The organism is Achromobacter sp. ACM04 (assembly GCF_014851465.1).
Classification (GTDB): Bacteria; Pseudomonadota; Gammaproteobacteria; order Burkholderiales; family Burkholderiaceae_B; genus Achromobacter; species Achromobacter aegrifaciens.
The window spans coordinates 766,971-792,428 of record NZ_JACUZS010000003.1 but is presented as its reverse complement, the minus strand read 5'-3'; the positions used below and the strand labels follow the sequence as shown (position 1 = coordinate 792,428).

The window sequence follows — 25,458 nt, the reverse complement described above, 5'->3', positions numbered from 1 at the left end:
GCGCGGCTACAGGACGGCCAACACTGGCGCCGCCAGCGCGCACAGCCCGCCCGCGGTCAGCGCGGCGCGCGGCCGGAACGTCAGGAACCAGATCAGGAGCAGCCCGGCGATGCTCAGAATGCCGATCCATTCCACCGTGCCGTAGCTCCAGCCCCAGACCGCCGCCGAGGCGCACAAGGACAAAGCCAGCGCCCCCCAGCCGAACAGGCGCAAAGGCAACCTGTGACGCCGCGGCAGCGCGCGGTCGAACAGGTCTTCGTAGTGGCGGTCCATGCCCAGGCACAGGGCGGAAAAGCCCGCGTAGGCCAGGCAGAAGGCAGCTAGCGTCATGGCGTATCACCTCTAGGTTCGTAGGCGGGCTGGGACGGCTTGGATGCGGCGCGGCCCTTGGCGGGCGCCTTGGCGCCCGCTTTGCTGGCGCGGGCCGCCTTGCGCGCCATCCAGGCCAGCAGCAGCGCCCCGGCCAGGCAGGTCAGGTCAAAACCAGCCATGACCCAATCGCCCGCAGGCAGCGACACCCCGAGATGGCGCGAGGTCGTCAGGGCGTTGACCACCGGCACCAGCGCCAGGGAGGCCGCGGCCGCGGCCAACAGGTCGCGCCACTTGCTGCGCTGGAACAGGAAGGCGTAGACCAGCGACAAGCCCCAGACGGCGAAGAAGGCGCGCGATTCCCAGAACTGCCTGCCCGCCAGGTCGATCGGCAGGAGGCGGTTGGCCCAAAAAAAGGCGGCGATCGAGATGAACAGGCCAGCGACCGTGCCGGCGTTGAGCGCGTCGACCAGGCGCAACGAAAACGCTTCGCGCGCCCCCGGACGCGCCTTCTGCCGCCGCTTGGCGATCCACAGGACCAGGCCCGTGCCCACCATCGCCGTGCCCGCCATGCTGACCAGGAAATAGAGCCAGCGCAAAAACGGTTCGGCAAACAATCCCAGGTGCAGGCCGACGATGACGCCCGCCGTACGCGCCGTGGCGCCGAGCTCGTCCTCGCCTTCCTGGAATGCGCCCGTGACGCCGTCAAAACGCATGTAGGGCGCCAGCTTGCCGAACGACACGCCATCCGCGGCGTCGCGCACCAGGGTCACGGTCGCGCCGGCATCGCCGGGATGATTGACGGTAATGCGCCCCACCCGGCCGCCTTGCCAGTGCTGCTGCGCCTGCTCCACCAGCGGCGCCAGCGCGGTCAGCGGCGCGGGCTCGTTGCGCGCGGGAGTGATCCTGAAGGACTTGAAGACCTCGTCGGAATACTGCCTGGGGCTCTCGTAGACGGCCAGTATGCCGGCCGGCATCAGCATGGCCATGAACAGCACCAGCCCGCTGAACGTGATCATCAGGTGGAACGGCAGCCCCAGCACGGACAAGGCGTTGTGGCCGTCCATCCAGGCGCGCTGCCCGCCTTTCCCGGGCCGGAACGTGAAGAAGTCGGTGAATATCTTCTTGTGGGTGATGATGCCGCTGATGATGGCCACCAGCATGAACATGCCGGCGATGCTGGCCAGCCAGCGCCCCCAGGGAAACGCGGTTTCCAGTTCGAAATGGAAGCGGTAGAAGAAGTCGCCGCCACGCGTCTCGCGCGCGGTCAGGGCCTGGCCGGTGGCGGGGTCCAGCTTCACGCGCACGAAACCGCGTTCGCCCGGCTTGGGCTTGGGCACTTGGTAGAGCAGTTGGATGAGCGGTTCGCGGTCGGACGGCGGCGTGATGAACCAGCGCGTGGCGTCGGGCGCATGTTCCGCCAGGTAGTTCTGTGCAGCAGTCACGGACTGCGCCGCAGGCGCGGGCCGCGTCTGGATCTCGGGCTGCATCCAGGCCGTGATCTCGGGGCGGAAGAACGCCAGCGTGCCGGTCAGGAACATCGCGAACAGCACCCAGCCGAAGATCAGTCCCGACCAGGTGTGCAGCCAGGACATGGATTGGCGCAGGCCTTCCTCGCCCGGTGCCTTTTCCACTTTCGCCTTCATGCCGCCCCCATCGCGCGGCCGATCGCGAACAGCCCGCCCAGGAGCGCGGCGGGCGCCAGCACGCCGGCCCAGGCGCGCCAGGCATTGCGCGTGGCAAAAACCCAGATCACGCCGCAGGCGTAGAACACGAAGGACAGCATCTGCGCCGTGACCACGGCGTCCGGCCGCCGCATGGGCAGCCAGATCGCCAGGCAGGCGGCTGCCGCCGACGCCAGAACATAGCCGCCCAGGATGGCGGCCGCCGCCCTGGAAAAGACGGCCAGACGGTAGCGCATCATGCCTGCGCCGGCAGCGGGAGCTTTCACTGGGACACGTTGAAGGTAGTAGTGGAAACGTAGCGGATCTTGGCGTATGCCTTGCCGTCGGCCTCCCCCGCCTTGTCTTCGACGTGGGCGGCTTCGAGCACGTACTGGCCGGGCCACGGGGTGGTGATTTCGATGCGGCCGTTTTCATCGCTGTGGAAGCGCTTCTCCCACTTGGGCGGGCCGAATACGGTGACTTCCGTCTTCGCCAGCGGCTTGCCCTTGAACTGCAGCACGAAGGCGTTGGTCCCCGCCGCGACCGGCACGAGTTCCAGGTCCAGCTTGCCCTCGGTGTCCGCGCGGCCGGCCTTGGCGCCGTACTGCACCAGGGTGTCCTTGAACTGGTAGGCCTGGCGCAAGCGCACGTCGCCCTTGCCCGCCGCCGCGAATTCGAGGAAGTCGGCGCCTTCGCCCGAGGCCTTCAGCGCCTTGCCATCGGCGCCCGTAACGACGGGCGCGACCATGATCTTGCCGAGCAGGCCGTCACGCTTTTCGCGCACGTCATCCGCCCATTCCCCGAAATACGCCTTGGCCGGTCCCTCGGCGCTGCGTTCCAACCAAACGAAATGCGCCTGCGCGGCGCCCGCCGTGCCCAACAGGGCAATGGCGGCCAAGGTTCTTGCGAATGTCATTATTGATTTCCTTTAGAGGACCGGATCGGACCAGCCCCGCGGCCCAAGCCCGATTCGGAGGGTTTTAAATTATAACCATTCTCACTTCGAACTAGCAGCAAGACTTACCAGCGATAGCGCAGGCTGGCCTTGATGGAGCGCTGGTAGCCGTACCAGCACCAGGAATCGCCCGAGCACGACGCGATGTATTCCTTGTCGAACAGGTTCTGCACGTTCAGCGCCACCTGCATGCCCTTGAGCGACGGCGACGCGCGGCCCAGGTCGTAGTCCAGCATCAGGTCGAACAGCGTGACCGACGGCACCTTCAGGGTGTTGGTCTCGTTGGCATACGAGGAACCGATGTAGCGCACGCCGCCACCCACTCCCACGCCCGCCAGCGGACCGTCCTGCAACTGGTAGCGGGCCCAGGCGGACGCCTGTTGCGAAGGCACGCCCACCGGCGTCTTGCCCTTCAGGTTCATGCCCGCGGCGTTGGGATAGCCCTTGGAGTACTCGTTGTCCATCAAGGAGTAAGCAGCCACCAGCGTCAGGCCGCGCAGGGGCTCGGTCTTGGCTTCGAGCTCGATGCCCTGCGTGCGCAGCTCGCCCGCCTGGATCGAGCAGCGTCCGCCCGCCGTGCCGCAGATGTGGGTCGGATCCGGATCGGTGGTGGTCATGTTCTCGCGGCGGATGTCGAACGCCGCAAACGACAGCAGCGTGGCGCTGCCCGGCGGCTGGTACTTGATGCCGACCTCGTACTGGTTGCCTTCGATCGGCTTGAACGGCTTGTTCTGCCAGCCCGTGCCGGACTGCGGCTCGAACGATTCCGAATAGCTGAAGTACGGCGCCACGCCGTTGTCGAAGTTGTAGATCGCACCCAGGCGGCCCGTGAACTTCTCCGCATTCAGCGAGGACGGCGCGACCCGTCCGGTGGCGATCGTGGTGGTCTCGCCCACGGTGCGCGACCAGTCGTAGCGGCCACCCAGCAACACCGAGAGGCGATCGATCTTGATCTGGTCCTGGAAGTACAGGCCGGTCTGGTACTGCTTGTTGGTCGCATCCGTCGAGAACGCCGGCGCCGGGATGTTCTGATGATTGTTCGGGTTCAGCACATCCAGCGCGGGCGCGGTGCCAAAGCCGGACAGCGTGTCGGTCTTGACGTGCTGATAGTCAAAGCCCAGCAGCGTGGTGTGGGCGAAGGGGCCGGTGTTGAAGCGCGCCTGCACATTGTTGTCCAGCACCAGCGCGCCCACGTCCACATCAGTCGCGATCGACGCGCGCTGCTGGTAGCGGTAGGTCTTGTCGGTATAGCCGTAGTTATTGGTCATCGCGCCGTAGATGCTGCGGTACTGCGCTTCCGCACGCGTCCAGCGCAGGCTTTGCGATGCCTTGATGTTGTCGTTGAAGCGGTGCTCCAGCACATAGCCCAGCGAATAGCTCTTGCGGTCGCTCTTTTCGAAATTGGCGTCGCCGTCGTAGTAATCGGCCGGCAGGCGGATGCCGTCGGGCGCGGAAAGCAGCGTGCGCATGGCCGGCACGCTGCCATAGGAACCCATGTCGGGATCGCGCTGGAAGTTGGTCAGCACCGTCAGCGTCGTGTCGCTGCTGGGCTTCCAGGTAAAGGCCGGCGACACGAAGTAGCGGCGTTCCTTGGTGTCCTTGACCTGGCCGTCTGACATGTAGCCCGAGCCGACCAGGCGGTACAGGAACTTGCCGTCTTCATCGACCGGACCGCCGAAATCGAAGTTGGCGCGACGGTAGTCATAGTTGCCGACCTGCACCTCGACCTCGCGCAGCGTCTCTTCCAGCGGGCGCTTGCTGACCTGGTTGACCACGCCGCCCGGACCGCCCTGCCCGTACATGACGGAGGCCGGTCCCTTCAGCACGTCCACGCGCTCCAGGCGATAGGTGTCCACCTGCGGCAAGGCGTCGCGCCCGCCGAATACTCGCAAGCCGTCCAGGTAGGACGAAGCCTGAAAGCCGCGCACGCTGAACTGGTCCAGGCGCGTGGCGGTGGCGCCGCGCGATTCGGTGGCCACGCCCGCGGTGTAGCGCAGCACCTGGTTCAGTGTCTGCGCGCCCTGCTCCGTGATCTGCTCGCGCGTGACGACCGATACCGACTGCGGCGTTTCGATCAGCGGCGTGTCGGTCTTGGTGGCGCTGGCGCTCACCGTGGCCACGTAGCCCACCGTCGTGATTGCGCTGTCGGACATGCCCGACACGGTCACCGGCGCCAGCGTGGGCGTGTCGCCCGCGGGTGCGGCAACCTGCAGCAGCGTCCAGGTATTGCCCGACTGCGCACGCGCCTGCAAACCGCTGCCCGACAGGATGCGGGCGAATCCCGCGCCCACCGAGTAGGCGCCGTCCAACCCGTCCGAGCGGCGTCCCCGCACCAGCGCCGGATCGAACGACAGGACCACGCCAGCGCTGCGCGCGAACTGCGTCAGGGCATCGGCCAAGGAGCCGGCAGCGATCTGGTAGCTGCGCGGCGCGTTCGCGGAAGCGGGCGCCGGCTGCGCCCAGGCCTGCGGCATGCCGGCGGCAAGCCCGCCCGCGCACATGGCGGCCAGCAGGGCCATGCGGCCGGCAGACAAGGGGGCGCGCAAGCGCGAGTGAGATGAAGCGGACACAAAACTCTCCCTGTACGGTGGTATCTATCCCTGCCTTCCGTACGGGATCGGAAAACCTGCAAGCCGCAGGCAAAAAAATTTGTAACGCTCAGGCCTCGCGCGGACCGACCTGCAGCCAATACTGCGTATGCCGCGTCACGCGGATGGGCAAGGCGGGCTCCAGTGCCTTGAGCGCACGCTCGGCGTCATCCAGCGGAAATACGCCCGACAGCCGCAGACCGGCCACCGCCGGATCCACCCGGATCATGCCCAGGCGCTGGCGAGCCAGGTATTGCGCGAAGTAGTCCAGGCGCCAGTCCTTGGCCACCACCAGCCCGTCGGTCCAGGCCAGCCGGTCGGGATCGGAGGCAAGACGGCCGACTTCGCCATGCTCGGAGAATTCCAGGCGCTCCCCGGCTTCCGCATGCGTAGCCACGCCGCCGCGCAGTAGCGTCACGCTGCCTTCGTACACGCCCAAGCGCGCGCCTTCGGCGGTGCGCCGCAGGTCAAAGCGCGCCCGTTCGGCGCGCAGTTCGCCATGCCCGGTATCCACGCGCAGAGCCGCCATGGCGGGCCGCATTTCGGTCCGCACCAGCACTTCGCCGCGCAACAGGTCCAGGCCGCGGGCATCGTCCTGCAAGTGCAGGCGCACCGCGCTGTCGCTGTTCAAGGTGATGTGCAATCCATCAGCCACCGCAACGGCCAGCCGTTCGCCTGTGCCGGTGCTGAGGTCCGCCGCCAGTCGCTGCCACGGCGTATGCCGGTAGCCCGCCCAACCGGTAAAAGCCGTGCCGCCAACAGCCAGCAATCCGCGCAATACCGTGCGACGGCCGGCCGATCGGGGCGAGGACGATGCAGAACGCGTCAGCGCGTCATGCGCCAACGCCGCCGGCACGCGCCGCGCATCCTGACTGATGCGCTGCAAGCGATCCCACGCGCAGCGATGCGCGGGATCCTGCGCCAGCCATGCCTCGCAGGACTGCCGCTCTGCCGCACCGGCCAGGCCGGATTGCAGCCGCACCCACCAGGCGATCGCCTGGTCGGCGACGGGGTCCGCGGCGCTAGTCATCAAAGGCCGCGTAGCACGCGGTCATGGCGCGCACCATGTATTGCTGCACCGAACTCAAGGAGACTTCGAGCCGCTGGGCGATCTCGGGATAGGTCAGCCCGTCGAGCTGCGACAGCAGGAACGCGGAACGCGCCTTGGGCGGCAAGCCGTCCAGCAGGCGGTCCAGCCGCGCCAGCGATTGCAGTTGCTCGGTCTGCTCTTCGGGGGACGGCGCATAAGCCTCGGGTATGGCGGCCAAGTAGGCGAGATAGGCCCGTTCCAATGCCGCATGCCGCTGGTGGTCCACCACCAGGCCCTTGGCAATGGTGGTCAGCAGTCCGCGGGCTTCGCCGGCGCGCACCGCCTTGCGGCCCTGGATCACGCGCAGAAACACGTCTTGCGCCAGGTCTTCGGCCCGGTGCTCGCAGCCAAGCCTGCGGCGCAGCCAGCCGAACAGCCAGGGGCGGTGATCGCGGTACAGGCCATCGACGGGCGCGGCGGAAGGGTCGGTGCGCGCGGCCGATGCGGACAAGAGGGTGGAAGACACGTTGGAAACTGCGGTGCTGGACCAGAAGTCTCCAAATCTTAATTGATAATGACTTGTATTACCAATTTCAACCGCGATCTGCCCGGAAAATTCGGACAGATGCGGCGCGACTACAACGACACGGTGTGGCGGCGTTCCGATTCCAGGTACTCGCGCGACTGCATTTCCAGGATGCGCGAGACCGTGCGGTGGAATTCATTGGCCAGCGCGCCTTCCGTGTAGATCTCCTCGGGTTCGCACTCGGCGGACATGATGAGCTTGACGCGGTGGTCATAGAACACGTCGATCAGCCAGGTGAAGCGGCGCGCCTCCGAAGCCTGGCGCGGTCCCATGCGCGGCACGCCCGACAGGATCACCGCATGGAAGCGGTTGGCCAACTCCAGATAATCGTTCTGCGAACGCGGCCCGCCGCAAAGCGTGGCGAAATCGAACCACACCACCGATCCGCCCAGCGCCAGCGCGCGGATCTCGCGGTGCTCGATATGCAGCACCGGATCCTGGGGCGGCGTGTCGGCCAGGCTGTCGAATGCTTCCTGCAATGCTTTCTGGGCGCGCTCGTCCAGCGGCGTGTGATAGCACTGCACCTGTTCCAGCGAGCGGCGGCGGTAGTCCACGCCGGCGTCCACGTTCATGATGTCCATGCGCGCCTGGATCAGCTGGATCGCGGGCAGGATGCGGTCGCGGTGCAGGCCGTCCGGATACAGGGTCGAGGGCTCGTAGTTGGACGTCATCACGAAGGACGTGCCGTACTCGAACAGCTTGAACAGCAGCCGGTGCAGGATCATCGCGTCGGCCACGTCGGATACGTGGAACTCGTCGAAGCAGATCAGGCGGTAGCGTTTGGCCACGCGCCTGGCCACTTCGTCCAGCGGATCCTGCATGCCCTTCACTTCTTCGAGTTCGCGGTGCACGCCGCGCATGAATTCGTGGAAGTGCAGGCGCGTCTTGCGCACCACGGGCACGGTGGCGTAGAAGGCGTCCATCAGGAAGCTCTTGCCCCGCCCCACTCCGCCCCACAGGTACACGCCGCGCGGCACGTCGGGGCGGTTCAGCAGCTTCTTCAGCGCGTTCGAGCGCATCGACTTGAACTTGACCCATTCGTCGAAATAGCGCTGCAGCCGGTCGATCGCCTTTTTCTGGGCTTCGTCGGGCTTGTAGCCGCGTTCGGCCAGGGCGTGTTCGTAGTATTCGCGGACGTTCATGTGGGAGCAGGAAAAGCAGAATGAAAAAAGGGCGGATCCGTGAACCCGCCCCCGTCTTGCATCGGCTATGCGCGTATCAGAAGTTCAATGCGCGCTTGTCCACGGCCAATGCGGCTTCCTTCACGGCTTCCGACAGCGTCGGGTGCGCGTGGCAGATGCGGGCGATGTCTTCGGCTGCGCCACGGAATTCCATGATGGTCACGGCTTCCGAGATCAGTTCCGAGGCCATCGGGCCCACGATGTGCACGCCCAGGACCTCGTCGGTCTTGGCATCGGCGATCACCTTGGCAAAGCCGGTGGTGTCGCCCAGCGCGCGGGCGCGGCCGTTGGCCAGGAAGGGGAAGCTGCCAGCCTTGTACTCGCGGCCTTCGGCCTTGAGCTGCTGCTCGGTCTTGCCGACCCAGGCGATTTCCGGCGAGGTGTAGATAACCCACGGCACGGTGTCGAAGTTGACGTGGCCGTGCTGGCCGGCGATGCGCTCGGCAACCGCCACGCCTTCTTCCTCGGCCTTGTGCGCCAGCATCGGGCCGCGCACCACGTCGCCGACTGCCCAGACGTTCGGCAGGTTGGTCTTGCAGTCGCCGTCCACGGCGATGAAGCCGCGCTCGTCCAGCTTCAGGCCCACGGCGTCGGCGTTCAGGCCGCCGGTGTAAGGCACGCGGCCGATCGAGACGATCAGCTTGTCGACCACCAGCTTCTGCTCGGCGCCCTTGGCGTCGACGTAGGGCACGGTGACGGACTTGGCGGTCGCCTTGATCTCGCCGATCTTGACGCCCATCTGGATGTTCAGGCCTTGCTTGGTGAAGGCCTTCAGGGCTTCCTTGGCCACCTGGCCGTCAGCGGCTGCCAGGAATTCCGGCATGGCTTCCAGGATGGTGACTTCGGAACCCAGGCGGCGCCACACGCTGCCCATTTCCAGGCCGATCACGCCGGCGCCGATCACGCCCAGCGTCTTCGGCACGGCGCCGATGTTCAGCGCGCCGTCGTTGGACAGCACGACCTTTTCGTCGAACGGCAGGCCGGGCAGCTCGCGCGCCGACGAACCGGTGGCGACCACCACGTGCTTGGCAACCAGGTCTTCCTCGGCGGTGCCGGTGACCTTGATGGCCCAGCCGCCTTCAACCTGGCCGGCGAACGCGCCCTTGCCATGGAAGAACGTGACCTTGTTCTTCTTGAACAGGTACAGGATGCCGTCGTTGTTCTGCTTGACCACCGTGTTCTTGCGGCCGATCAGCGTGTCGAGCTTCAGGCTGACGCCCTTGACTTCGATGCCGTGCTCGGCGAAGTGGTGATTGGCTTGTTCGTAGTGCTCGGACGATTGCAGCAGCGCCTTGGACGGGATGCAGCCGACGTTGGTGCAGGTGCCGCCGGGAGCCGGGCCGCCTTGGCCGTTCTGCCAGGCGTCGATGCAAGCCACCGACATGCCGAGCTGCGCGGCGCGGATGGCGGCGATGTAGCCGCCGGGGCCCGCGCCAATGACGACGACGTCAAATTGTTTGGACATAGTGTTCTCGCGATGAGGTATTGAGTGGAGCACGCCCCGCCCTGCGGGCCGGCAATAAGCCGGCCAGGGCGCCGCAAGACCCAGGGGTCGGGTGGGCGCCGGGCCGGGGCGTCGAGATTACAGGTCCAGCAACAGGCGCTGCGGATCTTCCAGAGCGTCCTTCATGGCGACCAGGCCCAGCACGGCTTCGCGGCCGTCGATGATGCGGTGGTCGTAGGACAGCGCCAGGTAGTTCATCGGGCGGATGACGATCTGGCCGTTTTCAACCACGGCGCGATCCTTGGTGGCGTGCACGCCCAGGATGGCCGATTGCGGCGGGTTGATGATCGGGGTCGACAGCATCGAGCCGAACACGCCGCCGTTGGAGATCGAGAACGTGCCGCCGGTCATTTCTTCAATGCCCAGCTTGCCGTCAGCGGCGCGGCGGCCGAAGTCGGCGATGGTCTTTTCGATGTCGGCGATCGACAGCTGGTCGGCGTTGCGCAGGATCGGCACAACCAGGCCGCGCGGGCTGCCGACAGCGATACCGATGTCGAAGTAGCCGTGGTAGATGATGTCCTTGCCGTCGATCGAGGCGTTGATCAGCGGGAACTTCTTCAGCGCGGCAACGGCGGCCTTGACGAAGAACGACATGAAGCCCAGCTTGATGCCGTGCTCTTTCTCGAACTTGTCCTTGTACTTGTTGCGCAGGTCGATGACGGCCTGCATGTTCACTTCGTTGAACGTGGTCAGGATCGCGTTTTCCTGTTGCGATTGCAGCAGACGCTCGGCGATGCGGGCGCGCAGGCGGCTCATCGGCACGCGCTGTTCCGGACGGCCGTCCAGCGACAGCGTCGGGGGCGCGACCGGAGCAGCGGCCTTGGCCGGAGCGGCCTTGGCGGGCGCGCTGGCGGCCAGGGCATCGCCCTTGGTCACGCGGCCGTCGCGGCCGGAGCCAGCCACGGAAGCGGCGTCAACGCCCTTCTCGGCCAGGATCTTGGCAGCAGCGGGCGAAGCCACGCCGGCGGCAGCCGACGAAGCGGGAGCGGCGGCCGGAGCGGCAGCTGCTTGCTCGGCGGCCTTGGGCGCTTCGGCGGCGGGCGCGGCGGCGGCAACGGCGGCCTTGCCGGCGGTGTCGATGCGAGCCAGCACTTCGCCGGAGGTGACGGTGCTGCCGTCGCCCTTGACGATTTCAGCCAGCACGCCCGAAGCGGGAGCCGGCACTTCCAGCACGACCTTGTCGGTTTCGACTTCGATCAGGATTTCGTCCGCTTCAACGGCAGCGCCCGGCTGCTTCTTCCAGGTCAGCAGCGTCGCTTCGGAGACGGATTCGGAGAGTTGGGGGACGACGACGTCGGTAATAGCCATTTTGTTTGTTCCGTAAAGTTTGTGTTCTGGTCGCGCTGCGCGGCAAGCTTCGAATCGGAATTCCAGAAACCTGCGCGCGCGGCGCGTGCATCAAGCGAGTGTTACTTCGTCAACATGACCTTGAACTTGGGCGCGAAAGCCGTTTCGATCAGGGCCTTCTGCTGCTCCTGGTGCTTGGCCAGGTAGCCCACGGCCGGCGATGCCGACGCGGCGCGGCCGGCGTAACCCAGCTTCTGGCCTTCGACCATGTTCTCGTACACGTGATGCTGAACGTAGAACCAGGCGCCCTGGTTCTGCGGTTCGTCCTGAACCCAGATCACTTCGGTTGCCTTCGGGTACTTGCGCAGTTCCGTTTCGAACGACTTGTGCGCGAACGGATACAGCTGTTCGACGCGGACGATCGCAACGTTGTCGGCGCCACGCTCGCGGCGGGCATTGACCAGATCGTAGTAGACCTTGCCCGAGCAAGCCAGCACGCGCTTGACCTTGCTGGCGTCGATGGCCTCGTCGACCTCGCCGATGACCGGGCGGAAGCTGCCGCCGGCCAGGTCGGTCAGGGGCGAACCGGCGTCCTTGTTGCGCAGCAGCGACTTGGGCGTGAACAGCACCAGCGGCTTGCGGAACGGACGGATCATCTGACGGCGCAGCACGTGGAAGATCTGCGACGCGGAGGTCGGCTGGACCACTTGCATGTTGTTGTCGGCGCACAGCTGCAGGAAGCGCTCGATGCGGCCCGACGAGTGCTCGGGACCCTGGCCTTCGTAGCCGTGCGGCAACATCAGGGTCAGGCCCGACTGGCGGCCCCACTTGGCTTCGCCGGAGCTGATGAACTGGTCGATCACGACCTGGGCGCCGTTGACGAAGTCGCCGAACTGGCCTTCCCAGATGGTCAGCGTGTTGGGCTCGGCGCTGGAGTAACCGTATTCAAAGCCCAGCACAGCCTCTTCGGACAGCACGGAGTCGATGACGGTGAACGGAGCCTGGCCTTCCGAGACGTTCTGCAGCGGAATGTAGGTGCCGTCGTTCCAGCGTTCGCGGTTCTGGTCGTGCAGCACGGCATGGCGGTGCGTGAACGTGCCGCGGCCCGAGTCCTGGCCGGTGATGCGGATGGCGTAGCCCGAGGACACCAGGGTCGCGAAGGCGAGGTGTTCGCCCATGCCCCAGTCCAGGTTCATTTCGCCCTTGGCCATGGTGCGGCGGTCGTTCAGCAGCTTGGCGACCAGCGGGTGCACCGTGAAGCCTTCCGGCACGCTGGTGATGCGTTCGCCGATGCGCTTGAGTTCGGCCAGCGGCACGGCGGTGTCGGCCTGGTCGGTCCACTTGGCGCCCAGGAACGGCGACCAGTCGATGGCGTACTTGCTCTTGTAGTCGGTCAGCACCGGTTCGATGGTGCGCTGGCCGTCTTCCATCAGCTGGCGGTAATCCTTGACGAGCTGATCGGCTTCGCCGTCGGCCAGCACGCCTTGCGTGGTCAGCTTGTCGGCGTACAGCTTGCGCGTGCCGGGGTGATGGCCGATGCGCTTGTACATCAGGGGCTGCGTCAGCGACGGGGTGTCTTGCTCGTTGTGGCCCAGCTTGCGGAAGCAGACGATGTCCACGACCACGTCGTGGCGGAACTGCAGACGGTAGTCCAGCGCCAGCTTGGTCACGAACACGACGGCTTCGGGATCGTCGCCGTTGACGTGGAACACCGGCGCTTCGATCATCTTGACCACGTCGGTGCAATACAGCGTCGAGCGCGAGTCGCGGGGGTCGGACGTGGTGAAGCCGATCTGGTTGTTGATGACGATATGCAGCGTGCCGCCCGTGCCGTAGCCGCGGGTCTGGGCCAGGTTCAGGGTTTCCATGACCACGCCCTGGCCGGCGAAGGCCGCATCGCCGTGCACCAGCACCGGCAGCACTTGCTTGCCTTCGGCGTCGCCGCGGCGTTCCTGGCGGGCGCGCGCGCTGCCTTCGACCACGGGGTTGACGATTTCCAGGTGGGACGGGTTGAACGCGAGCGACAGGTGGACCGGGCCGCCACGGGTGGACAGGTCGCTGGAGAAGCCGTTGTGGTACTTCACGTCGCCGTCGGTCAGGCCTTCGGCGTGCTTGCCTTCGAACTCGGCGAACAGGTCGCCGGGCATCTTGCCCATGATGTTCACGAGCAGGTTCAGGCGGCCGCGGTGGGCCATGCCGACCACGATTTCCTGGACGCCGTTTTCACCGGCGTGGTTCACCACTTCGTCCATCGAGGCGATGAAGCTTTCGCCGCCTTCCAGCGAGAAGCGCTTCTGGCCGACGTACTTGGTGTGCAGGAAGCGCTCGAGGCCTTCGGACTCGGTCAGCTGCTGCAGGATGTGGCGCTTTTCTTCGGCCGAGTAGGCAGGCGCGCCCAGGGTGGCTTCCAGGCGTTCCTGGATCCAGCGCTTGGCGGCGGGGTCGGAGATGTGCGTGAATTCGGCACCGATGCTGCGGCAGTACGTGTCGCGCAGCGCCTTCAGGATGTCGCGCAGCGTCATCGTGCTGGCGGTCGTGAAGTAGGTGTTGGTGGCCGAGTAGGTCTGGTCCAGATCGGCTTCGGTCAGGCCGTAGAAGGCCGGATCGAGTTCGGGGATCGGGGGACGTTCCTGGCGCTTGAGCGGATCCAGGTCGGCCCAGCGCGAACCCAGGGAGCGGTAGGCCGCGATCAGCGACTGCACCGAAACCTGCTTGCTGGCCACGGTCAGGTCGGGTTCGGCCGCGCGTTGCACGAAGGCATTGGCCTTGGCGCGCTGGGCGAACGATTCGACGATGGGAGCGTGGGCCTGGTCGCGGGTGGATTCCTGGCCGTCGGTAGCGGGAGCGTGTTGCAGCTGGTCGAAGTATTCGCGCCAGTTGTCAGGTACCGAACCGGGATTGTCGAGGTAGGCTTCGTAAAGCTCCTCAACATAAGGGGCGTTACCCCCAAAGAGATAAGACGTGGATAGAGATTCTATTTCCGAAGACATATCGCTTCACCTTTACGAGTGCTTCACTCGACACGATGCAGGAAAACCTTCCGCGACACGGGCTTCCCGTTAGGCGGATAGCAGGGGCAGAAGGCGCGTACAAGCCTTAAAAGCCGTATGGGATAAGAGTATAGCCCTTTGAGTTTAAGGACGTCTTCTTGCGTTTGCGTGACGCAAAAGCGCATTCGGAATGCCGTCATGCAGCATTGGAATGTCCAGGCAACCCCTTCTATTGCGCCGTCTACTCGCATTCAATTTCCGGCAACCCAAAATGCCGCGCCGCATCATTTTCACTCGCAGAAATTGCAGTGTTGCGCATTAGCCTCGTTCATACGGGCAATTCGGTGGTCGACAGGATCTCTTTCAGGACGAAAAAGGTGCGGATCTGGCGTACGCCGGGCAGCTTGATGATCTCGCCCGCATGCAGCTTGTTGAAGCGTTCCAGATCACGGATGCGCAGCATCAGGAAGTAGTCGAACTCGCCGGCCACCAGGTGGCATTCCAGGCAGCCGCTGATGCCGCGCGCCGCGGCTTCGAAATCGGTGAAGGATTCCGGCGTGGAGCGGTCCAGCACCACGCCCACGATGACCAGGGTGGCCATGTCCACTTCCGCCGGCTCCAGCAGGGCGACCGTCTTGCGGATGACGCCCTCGTTCTTGAGCTTTTCCACGCGGCGCAGGCAGGCGGCCGGGCTCAGGTGGACGCGCGCGCTCAGCTCCAGGTTGGTGATCTGCGCGTCCTGCTGCAGCACACGCAGGATGTGGCGATCGATGCGGTCCAGCTCAGAATTTGCCGGCATTTGATACGTCCCTGAAAATTAAATTTCGATCAAAAAGCCAATCAGGAAATATTAAGTAGAAACCTGGACGTTTATTTAATTATTTTCCTTTTAAATAATAAAAATACGCAATTGACGGCAAATCCTTGAAATTCCTATGATTTTTCCATCCGCGCCACCCGGCCCGGCCCAGGAGAGTCCCATGGATCTGCAACGATTTCCGCGCCATCGCCTGACCTTCGGCGACACCCCCATCGAAAAGCTCGAGCGCCTGTCCGCGCATCTGGGCGGCAAGGTCGAGATCTATGCCAAGCGCGAAGACTGCAACAGCGGCCTCGCGTTCGGCGGCAACAAGCTGCGCAAGCTGGAGTACCTGATCCCGCAGGCGCTGGAACAGGGCTGCGACACGCTGGTCACCATCGGCGGCATCCAGTCCAACCACACCCGCATGGTGGCTGCGGTGGCCGCCAAGCTGGGCCTGGCCTGCGTGCTGGTGCAGGAAAACTGGGTGGACTATTCAGACGCGGTCTACGACCGGGTCGGCAACATCATGATGAGCCGCTTGATGGGCGCCGACGTGCGCCTGGTGGACCAGGGGTTTGACATCGGCTTTCGCCGCAGCTGGGAAGAGGCGCTGGAAGACGTCCGCAAGCGCGGCGGCAAGCCCTACGCGATTCCGGCCGGCGCATCCGACCATGAACTTGGCGGCCTGGGCTACGTCGGCTTCGCCGAGGAAGTGCGGCGCCAGGAAGCCGAGCTGGGCTTCAAGTTCGACTACATCGTCGTCTGCGCCGTCACGGGCAGCACGCAGGCCGGCATGGTGGTGGGCTTTGCGGCGGATGGCCGCGCGGACCGCGTCATCGGTATCGACGCTTCGGGCACGCCCGAGCAAACCCGCGCGCAGATCCTGCGCATCGCGCGGCGCACGGCCGATATGGTCGGACTCAGGACTGCCATCGAAGAGCGCGACGTGGTGCTGGACACCCGCTATGCCTATCCGGCCTACGGCCTGCCCTCGGCCGAGACCAACGAGGCCATCCGCCTCTGCGCCCGGCTCGAGGGCATGATGACCGACCCGGTCTACGAAGGAAAATCCATGCAGGGCATGATGGACATCATCCGCCGCGGCGAGATTCCGGCCGGTTCGCGGGTTCTGTATGCGCACCTGGGAGGGGTGCCGGCGATCAACGCCTACAGCTTTCTCTACCGCAACGGATAAGGGCGCCTACGGCGCCTTCGGCTGGCCTTGCGGCGACTTGCGCTGAAAGTCCAGCCTTGCCCCAGGGCTTGCCAGCCCTGGCCGCCAGCGCCCATGATGAGCGCAGGAAGCGCAGCCCAGCCGGCGTGTCCGCCGGCTGGGCTTTTTCCGTGGCCGGACCTTCCCGACAACGTCGCCTCCGCAAAATTATGTACATAGTTTGTATACAAAACCAGGATTTCCAGCTATGGTGCTGATCATCAGGAAGTCGTCCGCCCACCCACGCCCGGCCGCCGCGCGCCGTTGCACTCCGCCCGCCTGTCCATGACCGTCTACGATTCCACGCTCCCCTACCCCCGCGACCTGGCCGGCTACGGCCGCAATCCGCCGCATGCCCGATGGCCGGGGCAGGCGCGCATCGCGGTGCAGTTCGTGCTGAATTACGAGGAAGGCGGCGAAAACAGCGTGCTGCATGGCGACGCCGGGTCCGAACAGTTCCTATCGGAAATGTTCAACCCCGCCAGCTATCCCGAGCGCCACCTCAGCATGGAAGGCATCTACGAGTACGGCTCGCGCGCCGGCGTCTGGCGCATCCTGCGCGAATTCGAGAAGCGCGGCCTGCCGCTGACGGTGTTCGGCGTCGGCATGGCCTTGCAGCGCCACCCCGAGCTGACCGCCGCCTTCGTCGAGCTGGGACACGAGATCGCCTGCCACGGCTGGCGCTGGATCCACTATCAGCACATCGACGAGGCCACCGAGCGCGAACACATGCGCCTGGCCATGGACGCGATCACGCAATTGACCGGCAGCCGTCCGCTGGGCTGGTACACCGGACGCGACAGCCCGCGCACGCGGCGTCTGGTGGCCGACTACGGCGGCTTCGAGTACGACAGCGACTACTACGGCGACGACCTGCCCTTCTGGATGCGCGTACAGAAAACGGACGGCAGCGTCGTGCCGCAACTGATCGTGCCCTACACGCTGGACTGCAACGACATGCGCTTCGCGCTGCCGCAGGGCTATTCGCACGCCGATCCCTTCTTCCAGTACCTGAAGGACAGCTTCGACGCGCTCTATGCCGAAGGCGACGAGGCCCCCAAGATGATGAGCATCGGCATGCATTGCCGCCTGCTGGGCCGGCCCGGCCGCATCACTGCGCTGCAGCGCTTCCTGGACCACATTGCCAGCCATGACCGCGTCTGGGTCTGCCGGCGCCTGGACATCGCGCGCCACTGGAAGGCGGCGCATCCCTACACCCCCAACGCCTGAACAGGACGGCCATGGCCCACACCCTAGCCCAACTCAATGCGGCAGCGCCCGCGGACGCCGCCGCCATGCTCGACGGCCTGTACGGCAGCGCGCCCTGGATCGCCGAACGCGCGCTTGGCCACCGGCCGTTCCGCTCGCTGGCCGACCTGGCGCAGCGCCTGCGCCGCGCCGTGAACGACGCGGATGCCGATGCCCGGACGGCGCTACTGCGCGCCCATCCCGAGCTGGCAGCAGGGACGCCCCAGGACGCGGATTCGGCGCGCGAACAGGACCTGGCCGGATTGGCCGCGTGTACGCCCGCCGAATCTGCCCGCCTGCAAGCGTTGAACGCCGACTACCGCGCCAGGTTCGGCTTTCCCTTCGTGCTGGCCGTGCGCGGCCCGCGCGGCGCCGGCATGACGCGCCAGCAGGTGATCGACGAGTTCACCCGCCGCCTGGACAACCCGCCGGACCTGGAGTTCGATGAGGCCCAGCAGCAGTTGCACCGCATCGCCGAGATCCGCCTGCGCGATGGCTTCGGCGCCGAACCCGCCATCGGCAACGACATCTGGGACTGGGGCGAGCAACTGGCCGTCCACAGCGATCCCGGCTACGCCGAAAAAGGGCAGCTCACCGTCACCTACCTGACCGAAGCCCACCTCGCCTGCGCCGGACTGTTGTCGCAATGGATGCGCGACTGCGGCTTCGACGAGGTCGGCATCGACGCGGTCGGCAACGTGGTTGGCCGCTACCTGGCCGCCAGCCCCGACGCCCCCACGCTCATGACGGGCAGCCATTACGACACCGTGCGCAACGCCGGCAAATACGACGGCCGGCTGGGCATCTTCGTGCCGATGGCCTGCGTGCGCGAACTGCGCCGCCAGGGCAAGCGCCTGCCCTACCACCTGGAAGTCATTGGCTTCGCGGAAGAGGAAGGCCAGCGCTACCGCGCCACCTTCCTGGGCTCGGGCGCACTGATCGGCGACTTCAAGCCGCAATGGCTGGACCAGCAGGACGACGACGGCGTCAGCATGCGCGACGCCATGGCGCAAGCCGGCCTGCGCAGTGAAGACATTCCCACGCTCAAGCGCGACCCTGCCCGCTATCTGGGCTTCGTCGAAGTCCACATCGAACAAGGGCCGGTGCTCTACGAAATGGGGCTGCCGCTGGCCGTGGTCACGTCCATCAACGGCTGCGTGCGCTACCAGGTGCGGATCCACGGCCTGGCCTGCCACGCCGGCACCACGCCCATGAACCGCCGCCGCGACGCCGCCACCGCCACGGCCGAACTGGCCTTGTACGTGGAGCAGCGCGCCGCCCGCGACGGCGACTCGGTCGGCACCATGGGCATGCTGGAAGTCCCGGGCGGCTCGATCAACGTGGTGCCGGGAGAATGCCGCTTCAGCCTGGACCTGCGCGCGCCCAGCGACGCGCAGCGCGATGCGCTGGCGCATGACGTGCTGGCCGAACTCGAAGCCATCTGCCTGCGCCGCGGCCTGCGCTACACGCTGGAAGAAACCATGCGCGCCGCCGCCGCGCCCAGCGATCGCGCCTGGCAGCAGCGCTGGGAACGCGCCGTCGACGCGCTGGGACTGCCCGTCCACCGCATGCCCAGCGGCGCCGGCCACGACGCCATGAAGCTGCACGAGGTCATGCCCCAGGCCATGCTGTTCGTGCGCGGCCAGAATTCCGGCATCAGCCACAACCCGCGCGAATCCACCTCCAGCGACGACATCCAGCTTGCCGTGCTGGCGTTCCTGAACCTGCTCGACGACCTTGCCCACGACACCCAATAGCCGACCATGACCGACTACGCCCGACTCGACGCCTGGATTGACGCCCACTTTGACGAGGAAGTCCGCTTCCTGCAGGAGCTGGTGCGCGTGCCGACCGACACGCCGCCCGGCAACAACGCCCCGCATGCCGAGCGCACGGCCGAGCTGCTGCAAGGCTTCGGCCTGCAGGCGGAAGCCCATCCCGTGCCCGCCGAGGCCGTGCGGGACTATGGCCTGCAATCGATCACCAACCTGATCGTGCGCCGCGAATACGGCGCGGGCGGCCCGCGCGTGGCGCTCAATGCCCACGGCGACGTGGTGCCGCCGGGCGAAGGCTGGGAACATGACCCCTACGGCGGCGAGATCGACGACGGCAGCCTGTACGGCCGCGCCGCCGCGGTCAGCAAGAGCGACTTCGCCAGCTACACGTTCGCCCTGCGCGCGCTGGAAGCCGTCGCCCGCCCCAGCCGCGGCGCCGTCGAACTGCACTTCACCTACGACGAGGAATTCGGCGGCCTGCTCGGCCCCGGCTGGCTGCTGTCCCAAGGACTGACCAAGCCCGATCTGCTGATCGCCGCGGGTTTCAGCTACGAGGTCGTAACCGCCCACAACGGCTGCCTGCAAATGGAAGTGACGGTCCACGGCAAGATGGCGCATGCCGCCATCCCCAGCAGCGGCGTGGACGCGCTGCAAGGCGCGGTTGCCATCCTGAACGCGCTGTATGCGCAGAACGCACGGTACCGGGAAATCCGCTCCAAGGTGCCGGGCATCAGCCACCCCTACCTGAACGTGGGCCGCATCGAAGGCGGCACCAACACCAATGTGGTGCCGGGCAAGGTGGCGTTCAAGCTGGACCGGCGCATGATCCCCGAAGAAAGCGCGGCCGAGGTCGAGGCCGACATCCGCCGCATCATCCAGGAAGCCGCTGCTGCCGTGCCCGGCATCAGCCTGGACATCAAGCGCCTGTTACTGGCCAATTCCATGCGCCCGCTGCCCGGCAGCCAGCCGCTGGTGCAGGCCATTCAGAAGCATGGAGAGGAATTGTTCGGCGAGCCCATCGCCGCCATGGGCACGCCGCTCTACACCGACGTGCGCCTGTACGCCGAAGCGGGCATTCCGGGCGTGATCTACGGCGCCGGACCGCGCACCGTGCTGGAATCGCACGCCAAGCGCAACGATGAGCGGGTAGTGCTGGAAGACCTGCGGCGCGCCACCAAGGTCATCGCCCGCACGCTGGCCGACCTGCTGGACGCCGCCTGAGGCGGCCGCCCGGCAGGACCGGCCGGGCGTTTCACGCCAGTTTCATTACCCGGCGCCAGAACAGGATCGCCACCGCCACGAAGACGGCCAACCCCAGGAACGAGGCCGTGTGCTCGAAGCCCGCGCCGGCGATCGCCAGCGGCGCTTCGGTGCCGGCCGCGCCGATGATGCCGGCCATCAGCACGCCGACCAGGCTTTCGCCCACGATCAGGCCCGAGGCGATCAGCACGCCGCGGCGATTGGCTGCGTCGGCGAACTGCTCGTAGGGCTTGCCGGCGGCGGCCGCGCGGCGGCGCAGGGCGCGTTCCAGCAACCATGCCAGGACCGCGCCGACCACGATGGGCGCGGCGACGGTGGGCGGCAGATAGATGCCGATACCCACGGCCAGCACCGGAATCCGGGCCACGCGGCAGGTGCGCTTCATGATCTCGTCCACCACGATCAGGCCCACGCCGACCGCCATGCCGATCAGGATCATGGTCCAGTTGAGCTGGTGCGTGAAGATGCCGCGCGCGATCGCCAGCATCAGCGTCGCCTGCGGCGCGGACAGGGCCTGCGCCGGGTCCATGCCCTCGCGCGGCATGGCGTCGGCAAAACCGTAGGCGTTGTAAAGCAGTTCCAGCACCGGCGAAATCACTGCCGCGCCGGCGACGCAGCCGATCAGCAGGGCCACCTGCTGACGCCAGGGCGTCGCGCCCACCAGCCAGCCGGTCTTCAGGTCCTGCAGGTTGTCGTTGGAAATGGAGGCCACCGCCACCACCGCCGAGGTGCTGAAGATCGACAGCGCAATCGCCATCTGCACGCCGTTCTGCGCGCCCAGCAATTCGCCGCCCAGCGCCAGCATCAGCAGCGACACCAGCACGATGGCAACGATGCCCACGCCCGAGATCGGGCTGGTCGACGAGCCCACCAGGCCGGCCATGTAGCCGCAGGCGGCGGCCACCAGGAAGCCGAAGACGAAGGCAAACAGCACGGCGTAGGCCACCAGCTTCCAGATGCCGGCAGGCGACAGCGGCGCGCCGGACAGGAACACCTGGAAGGTCACCACCAGGACCGCCACCAGCACCAGCGTCACGGCCGAGATCCAGCCGGCCGACAGGTCGCGCTCGGTGCGCGGCGCGCGTCCGGCGCGGGCCGCGCCCGCCTTGGTCAGCGCCGCGAACGAAGCCTTGACGCCGCGCGCCATCGGCATGAACAGCGTGGCCAGCGTCCAGATGGCGCCCACGCCGATCACGCCGGCGCCGATGAAGCGCACCTGCGAAGCCCACAGGCCGGTCGCGTACTTCGCCAGCGACGTGCCCGCCGGGATGTCGCCCATGGCGGTGAGGATGGGCACGGCGATGCCCCAGGAAATGATCAACCCGGTCAGCATGGCCAGGCCCGCGACGATGCCGATCAGGTAGCCCGCGCCCAGCAGCGCCAGCGAAAAGCCCATGGGCAGCCGGAACACCGCGCCGCCCAGCGCGAACCAGCCGCTGACGCTGTCTCCCAGCACGCGCAGTCCGCTGGCCGCGAAGCTGACCGCGGCGGCGACCACGCCGCCGGCCACGATGTCGCCCATGCCGGTCTCGGCCTTGGCTGGCGCGCGTCCGTTGTCCGCGGCCTCGTCCTGGGCGCGCTCGGCGCTGCCCACCCGCAGGATTTCAGCGGCAGCCACGCCTTCCGGATACGGCAGGTCGCTCTGCACCACCATCACGTGGCGCAGCGGAATGGTGAACATCACGCCCAGCATGCCGCCGGCGGCGCAGATGCCCAGCGTCTGCCAGAACGGGAAGCCCTGCCAGTGCCCCATCATGACCAGGGCCGGCAGGATGAAGATGATGGACGACAGCGTCCCGGCCGCGGAGGCCTGGGTCTGCACCATGTTGTTTTCGAGGATGTTCGCGTCCTTGAACAGGCGCAGGACGGACATCGAGATCACCGCCGCCGGAATGGCGGATGAGAACGTCAGGCCCACCTTCAGTCCGAGAAAGACGTTGGAAGCCGTGAAGATGACGGTGATGATTGCGCCCAGGAGGATGCCGCGGAACGTAAGTTCGGGCAACGTGACCTCTGCCGGGACGCTGATGGGTTGGGTCATTGCAGTTATTCCTATCTTGCCAGGCGCGAATTCTAGCGCCTTCGCGTCCACCTGGCGGTCACCCCTCTGATACGACCACCAAGCATATCCTCGGCAGAAGCTGCCGCAAGCGGTAAAACTTGCAAAAGATTATGCTGAATTTTCCGAAGTTTCCCCAGAATTTTGATCACCCATGCCAGGGGCTAGGGTCTAGCATGGACGTCAAACCAGGAGACGACAAGACCATGCGCGACGCCAGTTCCGCCCGCCCCGGGCAAGACATCCAGCACGACGCCGACCCCGCCGAAACCGCCGAATGGCGTGAGGCGCTGGAATCGCTGGTACAGGCGGAAGGTTCTGAGCGCGCGGGCTACGTGCTGGACAATCTGCTGGGTCATGCGGCGTCGCTGGGCCTGCGCGCCAACAGCCAGACCCGCACCGCCTACCTCAACACCATCCCCGCCGATCAGGAGCCGCCCTTCCCCGGCAACCTCGCCGTGGAGGAACGGATCGCCCGCATCAACCGCTGGAATGCGCTGGCCATGGTGGTGCGCGCCAACCAGGCGCATGGAGAGCTGGGCGGCCACATCGCCAGCTACGCCTCGGCCGCCGACCTGTTCGAGGTCGGCTTCAACCATTTCTTTCGCGCGCAGAGCCCGGACGGCCCCGGCGACCTGGTCTACATGCAGCCGCACTCGGCGCCCGGCGTGTATGCCCGCGCCTATCTGGAAGGCTTTCTGGGCGAAGAGGACCTGGCGCATTTCCGCCAGGAGATCACGGCTGGCGCGCGCGGCCTGCGCGGGCTGTCGTCGTATCCGCACCCGTGGCTGATGCCGGATTTCTGGCAATTCCCCACGGGCTCGATGGGCATCGGCCCCATCAACGCCATCTACCAGGCGCGCTTCATGCGCTACCTGGAGCACCGTTCGCTGATGCCCGGCGGCGACCGCAAGGTCTGGGGCATCTTCGGCGATGGCGAAATGGACGAACCTGAATCCATCGCCGCGCTGACGCTGGCCGCGCGCGAAAAGCTCGACAACCTGGTGTTCGTGGTCAATTGCAACCTGCAGCGCCTGGACGGCCCGGTGCGCGGCAACGGCCGCATCATCGACGAACTGGAAACGCTGTACGCGGGCGCCGGCTGGAACGTCATCAAGCTGGTCTGGGGCAGCGACTGGGACGCGCTCCTGCGGCGCGACACCAACGGCGCCCTGGCGCGCGCCTTCGCCAATACCGTGGACGGACAGTTCCAGACCTTCGCGGCCAACGACGGCGCCTTCAACCGCGCCCACTTCTTCAACCAGAATCCCGAACTGGCCGCCCTGGTGGCCGACTGGAGCGACGAAGCCATCGACCGCCTCCACCGCGGCGGCCATGACATGGTGAAGATCCACGCGGCCTACCACCGCGCCGTGCGCCATCGCGGCCAGCCCACGGTGATCCTGGCGCAGACCAAGAAGGGTTTCGGCATGGGCTCGGCCGGCCAGGGCAAGATGACCACGCACCAGCAGAAGAAGCTGGATGACGAGGCGCTGCTGGCCTTCCGCGACCGCTTCGCGCTGCCGATCTCGGACGCCGATTGCCTGGCGCTGAAGTTCTACCGCCCGGCCGAGGACAGCGCCGAACTGCGCCACCTGCAGGCGCGCCGCGCCGCGCTGGGCGGCCACATTCCCCGCCGCAACACCGAGGCGCCGCGCCTGGCGCCGCCGGACGCGGAGCACTGGGCGCGCTTCGCGCTGGCCGCCGACGGCAAGGAAATGTCGTCCACCATGGCCATCGTGCGCATGCTCACCGCCCTGCTCAAGGACGCCAACGTGGGGCCGCGCATCGTGCCCATCGTGGCGGACGAGGCGCGCACCTTCGGCATGGCCAACCTGTTCCGACAGATCGGCATCTATTCCGCGCAAGGCCAGCTCTACGAACCCGAGGACATCGGCTCGGTGCTGTATTACCGCGAGGCGCGCGACGGCCAGATCCTGGAAGAAGGCATTACCGAGGCCGGCGCGATTTCCTCGTGGACGGCCGCGGGCACCAGCTATTCGGTCAACGGCCTGCCGATGCTGCCCTTCTATATCTATTACTCGATGTTCGGCTTCCAGCGCATCGGCGACCTGATCTGGGCAGCCGCCGATCAGCGCACGCGCGGCTTCCTTGTCGGCGCCACCTCCGGCCGCACCACACTCGGCGGCGAGGGGCTGCAGCACCAGGACGGCTCCAGCCACATCATGGCCGCCGCCGTGCCGAACTGCCGCGCCTATGACCCGGCCTATGCCTACGAGGTCGCCATCATCGTCGAGCACGGCATGCGCCGCATGCTGGACGAACAGCGCGACGAGTTCTACTACCTGACCGTCACCAACGAGAACCTGGCGCAGCCGGACATGCCGGCAGGCGAAGACGTGCGCGAGGGCATCCTGCGCGGCATGTACCGCCTGCGGCCCGCGCGCGGGCAGGCGCAGGTGCGCCTGCTGGGCGCGGGCCCGATGCTGCGCGAGGCCGAACTCGCGGCGGAGCGCCTGCAGGCCGAGTACGGCGTGGACGCCGAAGTCTGGAGCGTCACCAGCTTTTCCGAACTGGCCCGCGACGGCCGCGAAGCCGAACGCGCCCGCGTGCTCGGCCTTGCATCCGGCGCCGACTGGGTCCGCAGCTGCCTGGGCGCCAGCAACGTGCCGGTAGTCGCCGCCAGCGACTACGTGCGCGCCGTGCCGGAACAGATCCGCGCCTGGGTGCCCGCGCCCTACCGCACGCTGGGCACCGACGGCTTCGGCCGCAGCGACACCCGCGCCCAGCTGCGCGACTTCTTCGAGGTCAGCGCGGATTGGATCGTGCTGTACGCGCTGGACAGCCTGGACCGCCAGGAAGATGCCCTGGCGTTGCGCGCGAGCCTGAATGCCGGCGCGCGGCAAACGCCGCCTTGGGATAGATAGGATTGCAATCCGCAATGCAGCGAGGTTTTGCGCAAAATCGTCCATTCGCTGCAGCGCAACAACCAAGCACCCGCGCTTTCTGTTGAAATACGGGTGTTCCCAAGCATTTCCCAGAAAAT

General features: G+C 66.5%; 18 protein-coding genes. 5 read left to right on the top strand and 13 right to left on the bottom strand.

The window, feature by feature from the left end; genetic code table 11:
- Window positions 1-6: 6 nt before the first annotated feature.
- The 12 genes from IB259_RS19980 to IB259_RS19925 all read right to left on the bottom strand — a co-directional run bounded on the left by IB259_RS19980 (window position 7) and on the right by IB259_RS19925 (window position 14,893).
- Complete coding sequence (locus tag IB259_RS19980) at window positions 7-330, bottom strand: DUF3325 domain-containing protein (RefSeq protein WP_054450784.1); 324 nt, start codon at window positions 328-330, stop codon at window positions 7-9.
- On the bottom strand, window positions 327-1,955 hold the full coding sequence (locus IB259_RS19975) for a PepSY domain-containing protein (protein ID WP_054450783.1): 1,629 nt from the start codon (window positions 1,953-1,955) through the stop codon (window positions 327-329). Before IB259_RS19975 ends, IB259_RS19980 begins: the two co-directional genes overlap by 4 nt.
- On the bottom strand, window positions 1,952-2,233 hold the full coding sequence (locus IB259_RS19970; RefSeq protein ID WP_054450781.1) for a DUF3649 domain-containing protein: 282 nt from the start codon (window positions 2,231-2,233) through the stop codon (window positions 1,952-1,954). Before IB259_RS19970 ends, IB259_RS19975 begins: the two co-directional genes overlap by 4 nt.
- Before the next feature lie 23 nt (window positions 2,234-2,256).
- Window positions 2,257-2,889, bottom strand: a complete 633-nt coding sequence (locus IB259_RS19965; RefSeq protein WP_054450779.1) for a DUF4198 domain-containing protein — start codon at window positions 2,887-2,889, stop codon at window positions 2,257-2,259.
- Window positions 2,890-2,993: 104 nt separating this feature from the next.
- Complete coding sequence (locus tag IB259_RS19960; RefSeq protein ID WP_370528710.1) at window positions 2,994-5,447, bottom strand: TonB-dependent siderophore receptor; 2,454 nt, start codon at window positions 5,445-5,447, stop codon at window positions 2,994-2,996.
- Window positions 5,448-5,586: 139 nt separating this feature from the next.
- The gene (locus IB259_RS19955; RefSeq protein WP_175163666.1) at window positions 5,587-6,546 is read right to left on the bottom strand and encodes a FecR domain-containing protein; all 960 of its coding nucleotides are present in this window, start codon (window positions 6,544-6,546) and stop codon (window positions 5,587-5,589) included.
- Complete coding sequence (locus tag IB259_RS19950; RefSeq protein ID WP_082400675.1) at window positions 6,539-7,072, bottom strand: sigma-70 family RNA polymerase sigma factor; 534 nt, start codon at window positions 7,070-7,072, stop codon at window positions 6,539-6,541. Before IB259_RS19950 ends, IB259_RS19955 begins: the two co-directional genes overlap by 8 nt.
- 110 nt (window positions 7,073-7,182) lie before the next feature.
- Window positions 7,183-8,274, bottom strand: coding sequence for a cell division protein ZapE (gene zapE / locus IB259_RS19945; RefSeq protein WP_054450771.1), 1,092 nt, complete (start codon window positions 8,272-8,274; stop codon window positions 7,183-7,185).
- Window positions 8,275-8,350: 76 nt separating this feature from the next.
- Complete coding sequence (gene lpdA / locus IB259_RS19940; RefSeq protein WP_119450936.1) at window positions 8,351-9,778, bottom strand: dihydrolipoyl dehydrogenase; 1,428 nt, start codon at window positions 9,776-9,778, stop codon at window positions 8,351-8,353.
- A gap of 117 nt (window positions 9,779-9,895) precedes the next feature.
- Entirely contained in the window at window positions 9,896-11,125 is a 1,230-nt protein-coding gene (odhB, locus tag IB259_RS19935; RefSeq protein ID WP_054450766.1) for a 2-oxoglutarate dehydrogenase complex dihydrolipoyllysine-residue succinyltransferase, read from the bottom strand.
- A 101-nt stretch (window positions 11,126-11,226) separates the two neighbouring features.
- On the bottom strand, window positions 11,227-14,094 hold the full coding sequence (locus IB259_RS19930) for a 2-oxoglutarate dehydrogenase E1 component (RefSeq protein ID WP_054450764.1): 2,868 nt from the start codon (window positions 14,092-14,094) through the stop codon (window positions 11,227-11,229).
- Between the two features lie 328 nt (window positions 14,095-14,422).
- Window positions 14,423-14,893, bottom strand: a complete 471-nt coding sequence (locus tag IB259_RS19925; RefSeq protein WP_054450761.1) for an Lrp/AsnC family transcriptional regulator — start codon at window positions 14,891-14,893, stop codon at window positions 14,423-14,425.
- Between the two features lie 181 nt (window positions 14,894-15,074).
- Between IB259_RS19925 and IB259_RS19920 the strand changes: the two genes are divergently transcribed.
- The 4 genes from IB259_RS19920 to IB259_RS19905 all read left to right on the top strand — a co-directional run bounded on the left by IB259_RS19920 (window position 15,075) and on the right by IB259_RS19905 (window position 20,353).
- The gene (locus tag IB259_RS19920) at window positions 15,075-16,091 is read left to right on the top strand and encodes a 1-aminocyclopropane-1-carboxylate deaminase (RefSeq protein WP_125472526.1); all 1,017 of its coding nucleotides are present in this window, start codon (window positions 15,075-15,077) and stop codon (window positions 16,089-16,091) included.
- 303 nt (window positions 16,092-16,394) lie between these two features.
- The gene (gene puuE, locus IB259_RS19915) at window positions 16,395-17,339 is read left to right on the top strand and encodes an allantoinase PuuE (RefSeq protein WP_054450757.1); all 945 of its coding nucleotides are present in this window, start codon (window positions 16,395-16,397) and stop codon (window positions 17,337-17,339) included.
- Window positions 17,340-17,350: 11 nt separating this feature from the next.
- Window positions 17,351-19,114, top strand: a complete 1,764-nt coding sequence (gene uraD, locus IB259_RS19910; RefSeq protein ID WP_192329976.1) for a 2-oxo-4-hydroxy-4-carboxy-5-ureidoimidazoline decarboxylase — start codon at window positions 17,351-17,353, stop codon at window positions 19,112-19,114.
- 6 nt (window positions 19,115-19,120) lie between these two features.
- A complete protein-coding gene (locus tag IB259_RS19905) occupies window positions 19,121-20,353 on the top strand; it encodes a M20/M25/M40 family metallo-hydrolase (protein ID WP_192329974.1) in 1,233 nt (410 codons plus the stop codon).
- 31 nt (window positions 20,354-20,384) lie between these two features.
- Here the strand turns inward: IB259_RS19905 and IB259_RS19900 are convergent, their stop codons facing one another.
- Window positions 20,385-22,433: an OPT family oligopeptide transporter gene (locus tag IB259_RS19900; protein ID WP_054450752.1), complete on the bottom strand. Its 2,049-nt coding sequence runs from the start codon at window positions 22,431-22,433 to the stop codon at window positions 20,385-20,387.
- Between the two features lie 224 nt (window positions 22,434-22,657).
- Between IB259_RS19900 and mdeB the strand changes: the two genes are divergently transcribed.
- Window positions 22,658-25,339, top strand: a complete 2,682-nt coding sequence (gene mdeB / locus IB259_RS19895; RefSeq protein ID WP_192330100.1) for an alpha-ketoglutarate dehydrogenase — start codon at window positions 22,658-22,660, stop codon at window positions 25,337-25,339.
- The last annotated feature ends 119 nt before the right edge of the window (window positions 25,340-25,458 follow it).